The organism is Aeromonas sp. 159, from assembly GCF_963862045.1.
Lineage (GTDB): Bacteria > Pseudomonadota > Gammaproteobacteria > Enterobacterales > Aeromonadaceae > Aeromonas > Aeromonas veronii.
The window spans coordinates 151906-167024 of record NZ_CAWLMI010000006.1 but is presented as its reverse complement, the minus strand read 5'-3'; the positions used below and the strand labels follow the sequence as shown (position 1 = coordinate 167024).

Annotated in this window: 13 protein-coding genes and 1 riboswitch; of the genes, 6 read left to right on the top strand and 7 right to left on the bottom strand. The window is 60.3% G+C overall.

What is annotated here, in order from left to right:
* Nucleotides 1-41 precede the first annotated feature (41 nt).
* Both AACR14_RS01645 and AACR14_RS01640 read right to left on the bottom strand, forming a co-directional pair.
* Nucleotides 42-818, bottom strand: a complete 777-nt coding sequence (locus tag AACR14_RS01645) for a substrate-binding periplasmic protein (RefSeq protein ID WP_019444886.1) — start codon at nucleotides 816-818, stop codon at nucleotides 42-44.
* A 109-nt stretch (nucleotides 819-927) separates the two neighbouring features.
* Nucleotides 928-2229 carry a hypothetical protein gene (locus AACR14_RS01640; protein WP_019444885.1) on the bottom strand — a complete coding sequence of 434 codons (1302 nt, stop codon included), beginning with the start codon at nucleotides 2227-2229 and terminating at the stop codon, nucleotides 928-930.
* Between the two features lie 223 nt (nucleotides 2230-2452).
* Between AACR14_RS01640 and AACR14_RS01635 the strand changes: the two genes are divergently transcribed.
* Nucleotides 2453-2770, top strand: a complete 318-nt coding sequence (locus AACR14_RS01635; RefSeq protein ID WP_019444884.1) for a YnjH family protein — start codon at nucleotides 2453-2455, stop codon at nucleotides 2768-2770.
* A 322-nt stretch (nucleotides 2771-3092) separates the two neighbouring features.
* The gene (locus AACR14_RS01630) at nucleotides 3093-3617 is read left to right on the top strand and encodes a GrpB family protein (protein ID WP_026034868.1); all 525 of its coding nucleotides are present in this window, start codon (nucleotides 3093-3095) and stop codon (nucleotides 3615-3617) included.
* Between the two features lie 75 nt (nucleotides 3618-3692).
* Here the strand turns inward: AACR14_RS01630 and AACR14_RS01625 are convergent, their stop codons facing one another.
* Nucleotides 3693-5141: a catalase gene (locus tag AACR14_RS01625; protein WP_019444882.1), complete on the bottom strand. Its 1449-nt coding sequence runs from the start codon at nucleotides 5139-5141 to the stop codon at nucleotides 3693-3695.
* 161 nt (nucleotides 5142-5302) lie between these two features.
* Between AACR14_RS01625 and AACR14_RS01620 the strand changes: the two genes are divergently transcribed.
* Together AACR14_RS01620 and AACR14_RS01615 are read left to right on the top strand one after the other, a co-directional pair.
* A complete protein-coding gene (locus AACR14_RS01620; protein WP_019444881.1) occupies nucleotides 5303-5800 on the top strand; it encodes a GNAT family N-acetyltransferase in 498 nt (165 codons plus the stop codon).
* 4 nt (nucleotides 5801-5804) lie between these two features.
* Nucleotides 5805-6665 (top strand): AraC family transcriptional regulator, encoded by an 861-nt coding sequence (locus AACR14_RS01615; protein WP_019444880.1) that lies wholly within the window; start codon nucleotides 5805-5807, stop codon nucleotides 6663-6665.
* Between the two features lie 97 nt (nucleotides 6666-6762).
* On the opposite strand, the gene AACR14_RS01610 is transcribed toward AACR14_RS01615, so the two are convergent.
* Complete coding sequence (locus tag AACR14_RS01610; RefSeq protein WP_005336432.1) at nucleotides 6763-7350, bottom strand: superinfection exclusion B family protein; 588 nt, start codon at nucleotides 7348-7350, stop codon at nucleotides 6763-6765.
* Nucleotides 7351-7522: 172 nt separating this feature from the next.
* Nucleotides 7523-7630: riboswitch (yybP-ykoY riboswitch) on the top strand.
* A gap of 87 nt (nucleotides 7631-7717) precedes the next feature.
* On the opposite strand from AACR14_RS01610, the gene AACR14_RS01605 reads away from it, so the two are divergent.
* A complete protein-coding gene (locus tag AACR14_RS01605) occupies nucleotides 7718-8704 on the top strand; it encodes a sodium:calcium antiporter (RefSeq protein WP_019444879.1) in 987 nt (328 codons plus the stop codon).
* A 67-nt stretch (nucleotides 8705-8771) separates the two neighbouring features.
* Here the strand turns inward: AACR14_RS01605 and AACR14_RS01600 are convergent, their stop codons facing one another.
* The 3 genes from AACR14_RS01600 to pepA all read right to left on the bottom strand — a co-directional run bounded on the left by AACR14_RS01600 (nucleotide 8772) and on the right by pepA (nucleotide 13826).
* Nucleotides 8772-11624 (bottom strand): valine--tRNA ligase, encoded by a 2853-nt coding sequence (locus tag AACR14_RS01600; protein WP_019444878.1) that lies wholly within the window; start codon nucleotides 11622-11624, stop codon nucleotides 8772-8774.
* Nucleotides 11625-11688: 64 nt separating this feature from the next.
* A complete protein-coding gene (locus AACR14_RS01595) occupies nucleotides 11689-12144 on the bottom strand; it encodes a DNA polymerase III subunit chi (RefSeq protein WP_019444877.1) in 456 nt (151 codons plus the stop codon).
* Between the two features lie 173 nt (nucleotides 12145-12317).
* Nucleotides 12318-13826 (bottom strand): leucyl aminopeptidase, encoded by a 1509-nt coding sequence (gene pepA, locus AACR14_RS01590; protein ID WP_005336423.1) that lies wholly within the window; start codon nucleotides 13824-13826, stop codon nucleotides 12318-12320.
* A gap of 172 nt (nucleotides 13827-13998) precedes the next feature.
* Here pepA and lptF point away from each other — a divergent pair, with 172 nt between their 5' ends.
* Nucleotides 13999-15111: an LPS export ABC transporter permease LptF gene (gene lptF / locus AACR14_RS01585; RefSeq protein WP_019444876.1), complete on the top strand. Its 1113-nt coding sequence runs from the start codon at nucleotides 13999-14001 to the stop codon at nucleotides 15109-15111.
* The last annotated feature ends 8 nt before the right edge of the window (nucleotides 15112-15119 follow it).

Here is a 15119-nt window from a genome sequence, read left to right as displayed (position 1 = left end):
CGGCGGGAGATACAACGAGCCCGCCATAGGGCGGGCCGGGGTTACTCGAGGCGCGGGATGGGGGGATTGGTTTCGGGCAGGATACTGAGCAACTGGTAGGGCTTCACCAGCTGCTTGTATTCATCCCCCTGTCTGACCTTGTCCAGCGCCTGTTGCAGGCGGGCAACCTGTTGTTTGTCTGCCCTCAGGTTGAAGGCGAAGCAGTTGTCCTGCTCTTCAAGAATCGCGACGGTGACAAAATCCTCGCTGGGGAAACCCAGCTCCTTGGCCTGATGGCGCAACATCACCTCGTTGCCCGCCACCAGATCGGTGCGTGCCATGATCAGCTGGCGCACCACCTGCTCCATGCGCTCGACCGACATCATATTGCCCGGGCTGATCCCGCGGTTGAGTAGCAACTGCTCCCCGACATCCGCCTGCATCACGCCGATCTGCAGCTTGGCGAGATCCGCTTTGCTGGCCACTTTGGGGGCATCCTGCTTGCGGCCGACCAGCGCGACCCTGGAATGGCTGATGGGGCAGACCCAGAGGAAGTGGGGATCCCGCTCCTTGGTGTGCGCCGTGGTAAAGAGCACGGCCTCTTGCTGCTGGGTCAGCAGATACCAGCCGCGGGCCCAGGGCAGAAAGTGGATGGGTTGCTCCGGCTCTCCCATTTCACGCCACATCAGGCGCAGCAACTCGACCGCCAACCCCACAGGCTGACCATTTTTATCCTGGCCATTGAGCGGCATGTTCTGTTCCGAATAGTAGATAAGTGCCGGAGCCGGGAGCGCGATAAACAGGGCGAGAGAAGCGAGAGCAGGGAGCAGACGACGCATGATGCACTCCTTGTGCGGGTAGTTACCTAACAGTCTATGTGGCCTTTTCCATAACGTCATGATCCGGTAGCGGGATAAAAAACAGGCCACCTTGCGGTGGCCTATCGGTTTATTTGAGCAGGGCTTCCATCTCTGCCTCTGCCTTGGCGCGAGCCTTGGCTTCCGCCGCTCTGGCGGCATCGGCAATGCTCTCTCCGGCCGTATGATAGGCGGCACTGACGGCCTGCCGGGCTGGTTCGGCAACGGCCTTGGTTGCCTCTTGCGTCACGGTAGAGGTGGCACTGCTGACTGCCTGTTTGGCAGGAACGGCAACAGCCTTGGTCGCTTCTTGTGTCACGGTCGCCGCGGCACTGCTGACAGCCTGTTTGGCCGGAGCGGCAACGGCTTTGGTCGCTTCTTGTGTCACGGTAGCAGTGTCACTGCTGACGGCTTGTTTGGCAGGAACGGCAACGGTTTTGGTAGCTTCTTGGGTCATGGTCGCCGCGGCGCTGCTGACAGTCTGTTTGGCAGGAGTGGCAACGGCCTTGGTGGCTTCTTGCGTCGCGGTCGCAGCGGCACTGCTGACAGTCTGTCTGGCAGGCGCGGCAACGGCCTTGGTGGCTTCTTGGGTCATGGTCGCAGTGGCGCTGCTGACTGCTTGCTTGGCAGGAACGGCAACAGCCTTGGTCGCTTCTTGAGTTGCAGTCGCAGCGGCACTGCTCAGCGCCTGCTTGGCTGGCGGAGTGACTGCGGTGGTTGCACTACGGGTCAGATCGGTCGCGCTTTGGCTCACAGCTTGGGTAGCCTGCCCTGTGGCGTTGGCGGCTGCGCCGCTGATAGCCTGACTTGCGCTGTTGGTCAGCGAGCCGGTGACGCCGCGGGTCACTGTGCCCAGCGCGCTGCCAAGGGAGAAGGGGGAGGCGCCACTCTGACTGGTTGCCGCGCCGGTCAAGGCATTGGTCGCCGGGGTGAGCTGGCTGGCGGGGGTCTGCCAGCCCTGCATAGCGGTTGGCCAGGTCGGTGCCGTGCCCGCCAGATTTTCGCCGAAGGTCAGGGTGGTGCCATCCCCTTTTTGCAGCAATACCGACATCTGGTTGGTTTGCGAGTTCCACACCATCCCCGCCTGCTTGGCGATATCCGGCACCGGCGCATACTCGGAGACCACATAGAAAAGCGGCCCCTCCTGCTGTAACTTGTCGGCAGTCTTGAGCAACTGCATGGTGCTGTCGTAGTTGGGGCCAAGGATGGCGGTCATCCGATCCTTGATCAGGGGTTGTTCGAACAGATTGACCTCGTTCGGGTCAAAGCCGACCAGCGGCTTGAGCAGGGCCCACATCAGCTGGCTGGTGGGGCTCATCATCAGCAATGGGGCAACGCAGGCGGACAACATCAGGCTCAGGCAGGCCGCCTGAAGCAACGGCATGATACGCATTGGGATAATATCCAAATAACGATTTGATAAATAAGGTTATATTTTGTCAGGACGTGACAAATTCACCGGAAGTTTGCGCGTGGCAGCGAGAGACTGCCCGCAGGCGCTGGCAGGCTACCATATTGGTTCCACAATGCCAGCAGGCAGTATGATTGTCAGTCAAGTAAACCACGGAGCTGGTCGACTCTTCGAGAGTGCCTCCCATCGCAACAGGATCCCCCTCATGAAAAATGTACTGCTCTGCCTGCTGGCCTCCCTCTGGCTTACCCCCGCTCTGGCTGCGTCCAAAACCACTGTGGTGGGCGAGTCTGCCAGTCCCGAGCTGCTGTTGCCGCTGGGCTCATTGCCCGAGCGGGTTTGCTGGTTTGCGGATCAGAAATATTCCGAAGGGGCCCGCATTCTGCAGGGAGATATCTGGCTGGAGTGCGGCCCGCAGAACGACCTCGAGAGCAATGGCCCGTTGGCCTGGCGCTCTCCTGCGGTGGTGTTGCCTGCCACCCGTGGTGCGAAAGATCAGAAGACGATTTCCGTGGGTCAGTGAGGCTTTTCTTGATCCAGCTAAAGACATGGACGTGATCCCTGTCGCATAATGCAGCTCCTTTCTTCTCTTGGCTGGAACCTAAGAAATGGCTCGTCGCTCTTCCAATGCACAACGTCGTCGCAGTAGCTGGTGGTACAAACGCTTGTTGGCAAGGGAGCGGGAAGAGCGCGAAGCGCGTTCCGTCCGGGATTGATACAGCATTGAAAAAACGGAGCCTCAGGCTCCGTTTTTGTTGCTGGTAATTTGCCGTCTGGTTATCTTGTCCACCCATCGCATACCTTGTTGCCCTATGCCATCGGCAACTATCCAGAGAGCTGAAACTGTGAGAGTCGACGTTGTCTCCTACAACCCCCAATGGCCAGCCAGCTTTGTAGCTGAAGAGGTTCAATTACGCAGTGCGCTGGATAACTGCTTGCTAGCTGTCCACCATATCGGCAGTACCTCTGTCGTCGGTTTGGCCGCCAAGCCCATCATCGACATCATGCTGGAGGTATCATCGCTGGAGCGGCTCGATGAGCAGAACGGTCAGCTGGAGGCGCTGGGCTATGAGGCGATGGGTGAGTGCGGGATTGCGCGCCGCCGCTATTTTCGCAAGGGGGGTGATGAGAGAACCCACCAGATCCACGCCTTCTTGCAAGGGGATGACCATGTGCATCGCCATCTGGCCTTTCGTGACTATCTAAGGACCCACCCTGCGGTATGTCGGGAATACGCCGAGTTAAAGCAGGCGGTAGCCGCGAGCTGTCAGCATGATATCGAGCGCTACTGTGCGGGCAAGAATGCCTTTGTCAAAGAGCACGAGGCGAACGCGTTGCGGTGGCAGGCCGTGCAGGAGCCTGCTTTCTGAGCTAGCTTGCTCGCAATAGAAAAAGGGGGCCATCAGGCCCCCGTTTTGTTTTTGCAGATGTTGCCTGCTTGTGGCTTAGCGCTGCAAGGCGGCCAGTGCCAGTTCGACCCGTTTGGCATACTCGGGGTCGGCCTGCTCGAAGTGTTTGAGCTGGGCCGCGACGATGGCGTCATCCTCCACATTGATAAGGGAGCGGGCCAGGTTGGCGGCGAGCCGCGAACGCTGTCCCTCGTCCATGATGCGGAACAGGTTGCCCGGCTGGCTGTAGTAGTCGCTGTCGTAGTCACGGAAGTCGTAGTGCAGGGCGGCCCCTTCCAGACTCAGCGCCGGTTCGTGCTGTTCGCTCGGCTGCTGGGTACCGAAACGGTTCGGCTGATAGTTGGGGCTGGCGCCGCCATTGCTGTCTGCCCGCATTGCACCGTCACGATGGGCACCGTGATGGAACGGGCAGCGCGGGGCGTTGACCGGCAGCAGACCGTGGTTGACGCCGAGGCGATAGCGCTGGGTGTCTCCGTAGGAGAAGAGCCGCCCTTGCAACATGCGATCCGGCGAGAAGCCGATACCGGGCACCACGTTGGCCGGGGTAAAGGCGGCCTGCTCCACATGGGCGAAGTAGTTGTCCGGGTTCTGGTTGAGCTCCAGCACGCCCACTGGGATCAGCGGGTAGTCGCTGTGCGGCCACACCTTGGTGAGGTCGAACGGGTGGATGTTGTAAGTCTGGGCGTCGGCCTCCGGCATCACCTGCACATAGACCTTCCAGCGCGGGAAGTTGCCCCGCTCGATGGCATTGAACAGATCCGCCTGACTGGTCTCCCGATCCTGCCCGACGGCGGTGGCGGCCTCTTCATCGGTGTAGAAGCTGTGGCCCTGCTCGGTCTTGAAGTGGAACTTGACCCAGAAGCGCTCGTTGGCATCGTTGATAAAGCTGAAGGTGTGGCTGCCGTAGCCGTTCATCTCCCGCAGGCTCTTGGGGATGCCGCGATCGCTGAACAGTATGGTGACCTGATGCAGGGATTCCGGATGGCGTGACCAGAAGTCCCAGGCGGCAGTGGCGCTGCGCAGGTTGGTGCGCGGATCCCGCTTCTGGGTGTGGATGAAGTCAGGGAATTTCAGCGGATCGCGGATGAAAAAGACCGGGGTGTTGTTGCCCACCAGATCCCAGTTGCCCTGCTCGGTATAGAACTTGAGGGCGAAGCCGCGCACATCGCGTTCGGCATCGGCGGCGCCCTTCTCACCGGCCACGGTGGAGAAGCGCAGGAATACAGGCGTCTGCTTGCCGATGGCGCTGAACAGATCGGCCTTGCTGAACTGGCTGATGTCGTGGGTCACGGTAAAGGTGCCATAGGCGCCCGAGCCCTTGGCGTGAACCACCCGCTCGGGAATGCGCTCGCGGTCGAAGTGGGCGAGTTTCTCCATCAACCAGATATCTTGCATCAGGATGGGGCCGCGCGGACCGGCGGTGAGGCTGTTGTTGTTGTCGACGACGGGGGCGCCGTTGGCGCTGTGCAGGGTCTTGTCAGTCATGGCTTCTCTCCTTGTTGATATGGGGTCAGCCTACGGATCTGCGCCGTGCTCGGCCAATGGGCCTTTCCTCGCCCTTTGATAGGCAAGACAAATGGGTGCAGGTGGGGGATGTGTAACCGCGCCGGATATTGCATGATGGTGGCTTCGAGAAGGAGCCTCATATGCAGATTACTATCCGTCATGCCGAACCCGCTGATGCCCCCGCCTTGCGGGATCTGTACGCCATGCCCAATGCCCAGGCGGGCACTTTGCACTTGCCTATGCCTCCCCTTAGCCAGTGGCAGAAACGGTTGGAGAGCGACAGCGTGGTGGCACTGGTCGCCGACGTTGACGGCATGCTGGTAGGCCAGCTATCGCTGCTGGTTGAGCCCAATCCGAGACGCAAGCATGTGGCCGGTATTGGCATGGGAGTGCGGGATGACTGGGCTGGCAAGGGGGTGGGCTCCGCCCTGATGGCCGCGGCGCTGGATCTGGCCGATAACTGGCTCAACCTGCACCGGATTGAGCTGACCGTCTATACCGACAATGAGGCCGCACAGGCGCTCTATCGCAAGTTCGGTTTTACCGAGGAGGGGCGCGCCCGTGACTATGCCTTCCGCCAGGGGCGTTATGTGGATGCGCTCTATATGGCCAGAGTCGCGGGGGGCGCCAGTCGCTAACGGTATGGTCGATTATCAGGCCAGATTGCGCCCGGTGATCCGGGCGCTGGAGCAGAATCCCGATCTCTCCATCGAAACGCTGGCAAGCAGTGCCTGCTTGTCTTTCTACCATTTTCACCGGGTGTTTACGGCTGTGGCGGGGGAGACGCCCGGGGAGATGTGTCGTCGTCTGCGCATCCAGCGGGCTGCTTGGCAGCTCTGCTATTCCGATGCCAGTGTCACGGCCATTGCGTTGGGGGCGGGGCTCGCCAGCTCCCAGGCGTTTGCCAAGGTATTTCGCCGTTACTATGGTTGCACGCCGGGAGAGTTTCGCCGCGACAAGAGCAAGAATGGACACTTGATGAGCAAGGATGGACACGCACTTGTGCTGCCTAATCCTTATGCTGAGGGTCACTCATCAGCAAGGAGTAATACCATGAAAACCATCGAGATGGACGCCCGCACTCTGGCTTATATACGTGTCACCGGCCCCTATGGCGAGGGGTATGGTCCCGTTTGTAGTCAGCTGCATCAGTGGGCCAGCGCCCGCGGTCTGGAAGGTGGGGAGTGGATCTTCATCTATCACGATAACCCCGAGGTGACTCCGCCAGCCCAGTGTCGCACTGACATCGGGGTGACGGTGCCTGCGGGGACGGTGGGGATGGGAGCGGTCGAGATCCAGCTTATTCCCTCCGGTCGTTACGCCCAGTCCCGTTATCTTATTACCGACCGCAGTCAGTATGGCCCGCGTTGGCAGGAACATATCGGCGACATCGTTGCTGCCGGGCTGGAGTTTGGCAATGGTCCCTGCTTCGAGCTCTATCACAGCATGAGCGATGATCCGGTGCAGGACGATGTCAGCTTTTGCTCCAGCCTCAAGGGGTAGGGCGCAGAAGGGGAAGCTGAGCGGTACATCATGTCGCGCAGAAATTAGAGAGCCGGACAGTGTCCGGCTCTTGTGCATCTGGCGGATGGGGCGGCGGTTAGCGCTGGAACCCCTTCTGGGCGAACTTGGGTCTGGCATTCATGATCTGCTCCACCTGCTCGTCGCTCATCTTGCCGCGCGACAGTCCCAGCACCTTGTAGGTGAGCAGCGGCCGGGCGGGCAGGGCGATCATCAGGGCGCGGATCTGGTTCTCGTCATCCTTCTCCCGGGTCGGCTTGCCGTAGGCGTAGGTGAGGACGCCGGCATCCATCAGGTTTTTGACGGCGGGCTCGGTGATCGGCAAGTTTATGACGCTTTTACGCTGCAGCACGAACTCGCGCAGCACCGCCTTCTCGTTGAAGTCGAGGAAGCCGATCATCTGGGCCAGCTGATCCTGCTGACGGCGCGCTTGCCACTCTTCGCATGCCCACTCCCAGGCGATCAGGAAGCCCTGACTGCAGAAGTAGGAGATGGCGATCAGCATGCCGACCCCCAGCCAGGCCGCATGATCCGCAGCCCACTGGCTGACGGCCCCTTTCATCAGCCCGGCCGGAAACAGCAGAATGATGCTGCAGCAGAGCAACAACCAGACCATCAGCCAATTGAGGCGGTTCAGTTGATAGAAATGTTGGATCCACCGTTTCATTGTTCATCCTTCCCAAACTGTTGTGGATAGTGAACTACCTACAGCAATCGGTGTGCCAACAGCGCAATAGCGGTGGGGAGGAGGGGCTGGCGAGGTTACATTCCCTTACAACTTATTGAATGAGTTGTCATTAATTTGCCTTGTGAGGCGGTGGTCGAGTTGCTAAAACGTCTCCTCAGTCATTGGGGAGTAGCAACCCGCCCGCATTCCGGGCCGGGCCCATGTCAACACTCTTGGATCCTCGCATCCATGGCATGGGCGGCGATAGGCACTATCGCTCTGCAAGACCTTTGGCCTCGATATGCACGCCAGCCGGGCGAGCCATGTCGGGTCCATCGGTTATTCTGCTCGCCTGGCGGTATCTATTATGTTGATTACCCTGCTGTTATTTCTCGTCTCTGCGGTCACCATCTACCTTGCCTGCGAATACTTCGTCAACGGCATCGAGTGGACCGGCCACCACTTCAAACTCTCCCAAAGCGCCACCGGTTCGCTGCTGGCGGCACTGGGTACTGCGCTACCCGAGTGTATCGTGACCCTGACCGCTCTGCTGATGGGCAACACAACCGCCCAGCAGGAGATCGGCATTGGCGCCGCCCTTGGCGGGCCGCTGGTGTTGGCGACCATCGGCTATGCGGCAGTCGGCCTCACCCTGCTGCTTTGCATGGGGCGTACCGAGCGCGCCATCGATGGCGAGGTGCAGCGCGAGATTGGCCGGGATCAGCGCTGGTTTATGGGGATCTTTCTGGTGGCGACCGCGCTGGGGCTGGTCGCTTTCACCGGCAAGAGCTGGCTGGCCCCGCTCTTCCTGCTGGTCTACCTCGTCTATGTAAGGCGCGAGCTGAAACAGAGTGACAGCCACGAAGTCGAATTGCCGGAGCCCCTCAAGCTGGCTCCAAATGCCGGGATCCCGCCCCTTGGTAAGGTGTTGCTGCAGACGCTGGCTGCGTTGGTGGTGGTAGCGCTGGCGGCCCAGCTGTTTGTCCATCAGCTGGAGAGCATGGGCGAGCTGTTTGGTCTCTCGCCGGTGCTGGCAGCCCTGTTGCTGAGTCCGGTGGCGACCGAGATGCCGGAGCTGATGAACGTGCTGATCTGGGTGCGACAGGGCAAGAACCGGTTGGCGCTGGCCAATATCTCCGGGGCCATGATGATCCAGGGCACTATCCCCAAGGCATTCTGCCTGCTCTTTACCCCCTGGTTGCTGGATGGCGCCATGATGGCTTCCTCGCTGGTCACGCTGCTGGCGGTGGGGTTGCTCTGGTGGGGGTTCAGAAAAGGAACCATGACCGCCGGACGGCTGGCGCTGGTCGGTCTGCTCTATCTCGGTTTTTGCGGCTGGCTGCTGGTGAGCTGAAGCGGGAAGCGCGGATATGAAAAAGCCCCCTTGGCAGGGGGCTTTGTTGTATCGGTTGGGGCGGTGCTTACAGCGCGGCGATTTCGGCCTGCTGGGCTTCCAGCTTGGTCAGCTGGAGACGGTAATCTTCCAGCTTCTCGCGCTCTTTGGCGATGACCGCTTCCGGCGCCTTGGCGACGAAGGCTTCGTTGCCAAGCTTGCCTTCGATCCGGCCGCACTCGCCCACCAGACGGGCAACCTCTTTGGCCAGACGGGCCAGTTCGGCGTCCTTGTCGATGAGACCGGCCATCGGGATCATCAGCTCGGTCGCACCGATCAGCTTCTTCACTGACAGCGGGGCGGTTTCACCGTCCGCCAGTACGCGGATGGACTCCAGACGGGCCAGCGACTTGAGGAAGGCTTCGTTGTCAGCGGCGCGCTGGGCATCCTTGGCATCGCACTGGAGCAGTACGTTGAGCGGCACGCTCGGGGCCACGTTCATCTCGGCGCGGATGTTGCGGATGCTGACGATGAACTCCTTCACCCACTCCTGATCCGCCATCGCGGCTTCGTCCACCTTGGCGGCGTCGAACTCCGGGAAGGCCTGAATCATGATGGTGTCGGCGTGTACGCCAGCCAGCGGCGCGACCGATTTCCAGATGGTCTCGGTGATGAACGGGATGATCGGGTGCGCCAGACGCAGCAGGGTTTCCAGCACGGTCACCAGGGTGTGGCGGGCAGCGCGCTGCTCGGCCTCGGAACCCTTGGTCAGCACCGGCTTGGTCAGCTCCAGATACCAGTCACAGAACTGGTTCCAGATAAATTCGTACAGCACGCCAGCCGCGATGTCGAAGCGGTAGGTATCGAGGGCGGTACGGAAGTCACGGATGGCCACTTGCAGCTGGGACTGGATCCAGCGATCCGCCAGGCTGAACTGCATTTCGCCACCGGCAAAACCGCAATCCTGATCTTCGGTGTTCATCAGCACATAGCGGGAGGCGTTCCACAACTTGTTGCAGAAGTTGTTGTAGCCGTCCAGGCGCTTCATGTCCCAGTTGATGTCACGACCGGTAGAGGCCAGCGCCGCCAGCGTGAAGCGCAGGGCGTCGGTACCGTGTGCTTCGATCCCTTCCGGGAACTGCTTGGCGGTACGCTTGCCGATCTTCTCGGCCATCTGCGGCTGCATCATGTTGCCGGTGCGCTTCTCCAGCAGGTCTTCCAGCGAGATGCCGTCGATCATATCGAGCGGATCCAGCACGTTGCCCTTGGACTTGGACATCTTCTGGCCTTCTTCGTCACGGATCAGACCGGTGATGTAGACGGTCTTGAACGGGACTTGCGGCTGGCCGTTTTCGTCCTTGATGAAGTGCATGGTCATCATGATCATCCGGGCAATCCAGAAGAAGATGATGTCGAAGCCGCTCATCAGCACGTCGGTCGGGTGGAAGGTCTTGAGTGCTTCGGTGTTGTTCGGCCAGCCCAGGGTGGAGAAGGTCCACAGGGCGGAGCTGAACCAGGTGTCGAGCACGTCTTCGTCCTGACGCAGGGTGGTCACGGACGGGATGCTGTGCTTGGCACGCACTTCCGCCTCGTCACGGCCCACGTAGACATTGCCGGCGTCGTCATACCATGCCGGGATGCGGTGACCCCACCACAGCTGACGGGAGACGCACCAGTCCTGAATGTCGCGCATCCAGGAGAAGTACATGTTTTCGTACTGTTTCGGCACGAACTGGATGCGGCCATCTTCCACCGCCTCAATGGCGGTCTTGGCCATCGGTGCCACGCGCACGTACCACTGGTCGGTCAGCATCGGCTCGATGGGCACGCCACCGCGATCGCCGTAAGGCTGTTGCAGCACGTGATCCTTGATCTCGTCCAGCAGACCCAGCTCTTCGAGCTTGGCCAGAATCGCTTTACGGGCGGCGAAGCGCTCCAGACCGGCGAACTCTGCCGGCAGGGTTGCGTCATAGGCGGTGCTCGGGTTGCCGTTGGTATCGACAACTTCAGCCTCGGCACGCACGTGGGCATCCAGAGTGAAGATGTTGATCATCGGCAGGCTGTGGCGCTTGCCCACTTCGTTATCGTTGAAGTCGTGGGCCGGGGTGATCTTCACACAACCGGTGCCCTTCTCCATGTCGGCGTGTTCGTCAGCAACGATGGGGATCAGGCGGTTCACCAGTGGCAGCAGGATATGCTGGCCGATCAGCGCCTTGTAGCGCGGATCTTCCGGGTTCACTGCCACGGCGGTATCGCCCAGCATGGTCTCCGGACGGGTGGTGGCGACGATCAGGTAATCCTTGCCTTCGGCGGTCTTGGCGCCGTTGGCCAGCGGATAGCGCAGGTGCCACATGTGGCCCTTGATCTCGCGGTTCTCCACTTCCAGATCGGAGATGGCGGTGTTGAGTTTCGGATCCCAGTTCACCAGACGCTTGCCGCGGTACATCAGGCCATCTTCGTAAAGACGGACAAACACTTCCTGCACGGCGGCGGAGAGACCCTCATCCATGGTGAAGCGCTCGCGCTCCCAATCCACTGAGTCGCCCAGACGGCGCATCTGGCGGGTGATGGTGCCACCGGACTCTTCCTTCCACTGCCAAATCTTGTCGATGAAGGCATCACGGCCGTAATCGTGGCGAGTCTTGCCCTCTTCTGCGGCGATCTTGCGCTCAACCACCATCTGGGTGGCGATACCGGCGTGGTCGGTACCTGCCTGCCACAGGGTGTTCTTGCCCTGCATGCGGTTGTAGCGGATCAGGGTGTCCATCAGGGTTTGCTGGAAGGCGTGACCCATGTGCAAGCTGCCGGTGACGTTCGGCGGCGGGATCATGATGCAGAAGGAGTCTTTGCTGGTGTCGCCGTGGGGCTTGAAGTAACCCTGGGCTTCCCAGTGCTGATAGAGCGCCTGTTCGATGGCGTTGTGATTAAAAGTCTTTTCCATGGTCTCGCCGTAATCTGGATGGATGGAGTCTGGTGTTGATTCTTTATGGATCAATTGGTTGCAGTCAGGGCTGCGCCGGATCCGGTGCGGCAAGGACGGGCTGATCCCTCATTTCGAGGGTATGGCCTGCCTGGCGATAGTGCTTGTAGCGCTCGCGGGCTTGCTGCTTTTGTGTTTCGTCAGTGGGGACAAAATCTACCACTTGAGCGAAGTGTCCTGCAAACAAAGGTGTCGCAGTGGCCAGATTGATGAGGCGGGCGTAGCGCCGTTTCGGTGGCTGATAGCCGATCTCCACCGGGGCAATGCCGCTTTCGCCCTGTAGCTGGTGCGGTACGAAGCGCTCCGGCGGCAGCTGCCACAACAGCTCGTCCAGACGCAGGGCCTGGGCCTCATCGTCGCAGAACAGGTAGATATGGCCCGCGCCCCACGACTCGGCCGCAAGAGTGCAGGCCAGTCGCTCGACCGCAGAGGCCTGCGCGTCATCCTGTTCGCTCATCAGGTAAAAGGTCACTTGGCTCATCAGGTTGATCCCGTTTTGCGGTGACGGACTGTTGACCGCCTCATGAGGCGGACGGGCATTTCCCGTCCGCAACTCACTGATTCAAGAATGAAACAAGGAAGAGGCGGGCCTCTTCCTTGTGGTTCAGGGTAACGCCAACCCTTCCGATGCAGCCATCGGCGGGGGCCGGAGAGTTACTCTTTCTCTTCGATATCCACGCCAGCCCGGTTCAGCAGGAACTGGGTCAGCAGGGGCACCGGACGACCGGTGGAGCCTTTATCCTTGCCACTCTTCCAAGCGGTCCCGGCGATATCCAGGTGGGCCCAGTTGTACTTCTTGGTGAAGCGTGACAGGAAGGCGGCCGCGGTGATGGTGCCGGCCGGACGACCGCCGATGTTGGCCATGTCGGCGAACGGGCTGTCGATCTGCTCCTGATACTCGTCAAACAGCGGCAGACGCCAGGCGCGATCACCCGCCTGTTCGGAGGCGTTGAGCAGCTCGTGAGCCAGCGGGTTGTGGTTGGCCAGCAGACCCGAGGTGTGATGGCCCAGCGCGATGACGCAGGCACCGGTCAGGGTCGCCACGTCGATCACGGTTTCCGGATCGAAGCGATCCACATAGGTCAGCGCATCACACAGCACCAGACGACCTTCCGCATCTGTGTTGAGCACTTCGATGGTCTGGCCTGACATGGAGGTGAGGATGTCACCCGGACGATAGGCGTTGCCACCCGGCATATTCTCGCAGCCTGCCAGCACGCCGATGACGTTGATCGGCAGTTGCAACTGGGCCAGCGCATGCATGGTGCCGAGCACGGAGGCAGCGCCACCCATGTCGTACTTCATCTCGTCCATGCCGTCAGCAGGCTTGATGGAGATGCCGCCGGAGTCAAAGGTCAGACCCTTACCGACCAGCACGATGGGCTTGGCATCCGGATGACCCTTGTATTCGATGATGGCCATCATGGCTTCGTTATCGGAGCCGCGGGCCACCGCCAGATAGGAGTTCATGCCGAGTTCGGCCATCTCCTGCTCGCCCACCACCTTGGTGGTGATGTTGTCGTAGGCATCGGCCAGACGACGGGCCTGGGAAGCCAGATAGGCCGGGTTGCAGACGTTGGGCGGCATGTTCGCCACGTCGCGGCAGACCCGCACACCCTTGGCCACGGCCAGACCGTGAGCGATGGCTTTTTCACCAATGGTCAGTTCCCGACGCGTCGGCACGTTGAATACCAGCTTGCGCAGCGGGCGACGTGGCTCGGCCTTGTTGGTCTTGAACTGATCGAAGCTGTAGAGGCCCGCCTTGGTGGTTTCTACCGCCTGGCGTACCTTCCAATAGGTATCCCGACCCTTGACGTGCAGCTCGGTGAGGAAGCAGACCGCTTCCATGGAGCCGGTTTCGTTCAGGGTGGTGATGGTCTTGTTGATGATCTGCTTGTACTGGCGTTCGTCGAGTTCCCGCTCCTTGCCGCATCCGACCAGCAGTACGCGCTCGCTGAGCACGCCCGGTACTTGATGCAGCAGCAGCATCTGGCCTGGTTTCCCTTCCAGGTCGCCACGGCGCAGCAGCGAACTGATATAGCCATCGCTGATCTTGTCCAGTTGTTCGGCAACCGGAGAGAGGCGACGAGGCTCAAATACGCCGACTACGACGCAGGCGCTCCGTTGCTTCTCTGGACTGCCACTCTTTACACTGAACTCCATGGAATCTCCTACATCCTAAAGACAAAAGGCACCTTTTATTGAATAATGCGGTGCTTGTTGGGGTATCAGAGGCGGAGCGAACAGCCACAGGCTCCGCAGTTCAAACTGGTAAAAATCCAATATACGGCCCTATTTTTCAGGCATTCGACTAAAAACACAAGTTTACTTGGGAATGACTGTGATCGTTTTCCGATATTTGTTCAGGGAAACCCTGAAAACCCAGCTGGCAGTGTTATTCGTATTGCTGCTTATCTTTGTCAGCCAACAATTTATCAAGATCATCGGTGACGCCGCCGATGGCGAGGTGCCGACACGTCTGGTCTCCACCCTGCTGCTGCTCAACTTGCCCAATATGGCGCTGTTGATGCTGCCTATCAGTCTCTTTTTAGCCATTTTGTTTGCCCATGGTCGCCTCTACGCCGAAAGCGAGATGACGGTGATGCATGCGGTCGGCTTCAGCCACCGTTTTGTGATGCGCAGCGCCATGTTGCTGGCCTTGCTGACGGCGGTGGTTGCGGCGTTCAACACTGGCTGGATCGCCCCGCAGGCCAAGGAGCGCGAGTATCAGGTGATCGACGAGTTCAAAGCGGACCCGGGTATCTCCTTCCTGCAGGCGGGCCGCTTTATGGAGCTCGACAAGGGGCGTCTGGTTGCCTATATCCAGGATTTGAACGACAACGGCTCAAAACTGCAAAAGATCTTCGTGCTGCAGCGGGCGGAGGGGAATAATCCTCCCTCGGTGGTGGTGGCGACCGAAGGGGTGGTGACGGTCGACGAGAACGGTCTGCAGTGGCTGACCCTGATGGATGGTTCCCGCTACGAAGGGAGCTTCTCCGGCAAGCAGTTCCAGATCTCCGATTTTCGCGAATATGGTCTGGTGATCCGCCAGCAGGAGATGGAGCGTTCCAACCGCAAGGCGGCGGCCAAGCCGACCATGGAACTGTTCGGTACCCAGGACAACGCCATGATGGCGGAATTGCAGTGGCGTATCTCGCTGCCCCTCTCCATTCCGGTGCTCACCCTGCTGGTGGTACCGCTGGCGCGGGTCAACCCCCGTCAGGGGCGCTACGCCAAGCTGTTGCCGGCCATCATGCTCTATCTCTCCTACTTCCTGCTGCTCAGCGCCGCTCGTTCGGCCATCGACAGCGGTCGGCTGCCCTACTGGCCGGGGATGTTCCTGGTGCCGCTCGGTTACCTGCTGTTTATCGGCCTGCCCCTCAATCTGCAGGGCACCAGCTGGTGGAACGGGGTGAAAGGGCGCTATTTCAACAGAAAATCAGCATGATGCTGCAA

Excerpts from the sequence above, each read along its gene's own strand:
- AACR14_RS01645 (WP_019444886.1), bottom strand. The coding sequence starts at position 818 with ATGCGTCGTCTGCTCCCTGCTCTCGCTTCTCTCGCCCTGTTTATCGCG.
- AACR14_RS01640 (WP_019444885.1), bottom strand. The coding sequence starts at position 2,229 with ATGCGTATCATGCCGTTGCTTCAGGCGGCCTGCCTGAGCCTGATGTTG.
- AACR14_RS01635 (WP_019444884.1), top strand. The coding sequence starts at position 2,453 with ATGAAAAATGTACTGCTCTGCCTGCTGGCCTCCCTCTGGCTTACCCCC.
- AACR14_RS01625 (WP_019444882.1), bottom strand. The coding sequence starts at position 5,141 with ATGACTGACAAGACCCTGCACAGCGCCAACGGCGCCCCCGTCGTCGAC.
- AACR14_RS01620 (WP_019444881.1), top strand. The coding sequence starts at position 5,303 with ATGCAGATTACTATCCGTCATGCCGAACCCGCTGATGCCCCCGCCTTG.
- AACR14_RS01615 (WP_019444880.1), top strand. The coding sequence starts at position 5,805 with ATGGTCGATTATCAGGCCAGATTGCGCCCGGTGATCCGGGCGCTGGAG.
- AACR14_RS01610 (WP_005336432.1), bottom strand. The coding sequence starts at position 7,350 with ATGAAACGGTGGATCCAACATTTCTATCAACTGAACCGCCTCAATTGG.
- AACR14_RS01605 (WP_019444879.1), top strand. The coding sequence starts at position 7,718 with ATGTTGATTACCCTGCTGTTATTTCTCGTCTCTGCGGTCACCATCTAC.
- AACR14_RS01600 (WP_019444878.1), bottom strand. The coding sequence starts at position 11,624 with ATGGAAAAGACTTTTAATCACAACGCCATCGAACAGGCGCTCTATCAG.
- AACR14_RS01595 (WP_019444877.1), bottom strand. The coding sequence starts at position 12,144 with ATGAGCCAAGTGACCTTTTACCTGATGAGCGAACAGGATGACGCGCAG.
- pepA (WP_005336423.1), bottom strand. The coding sequence starts at position 13,826 with ATGGAGTTCAGTGTAAAGAGTGGCAGTCCAGAGAAGCAACGGAGCGCC.
- lptF (WP_019444876.1), top strand. The coding sequence starts at position 13,999 with ATGACTGTGATCGTTTTCCGATATTTGTTCAGGGAAACCCTGAAAACC.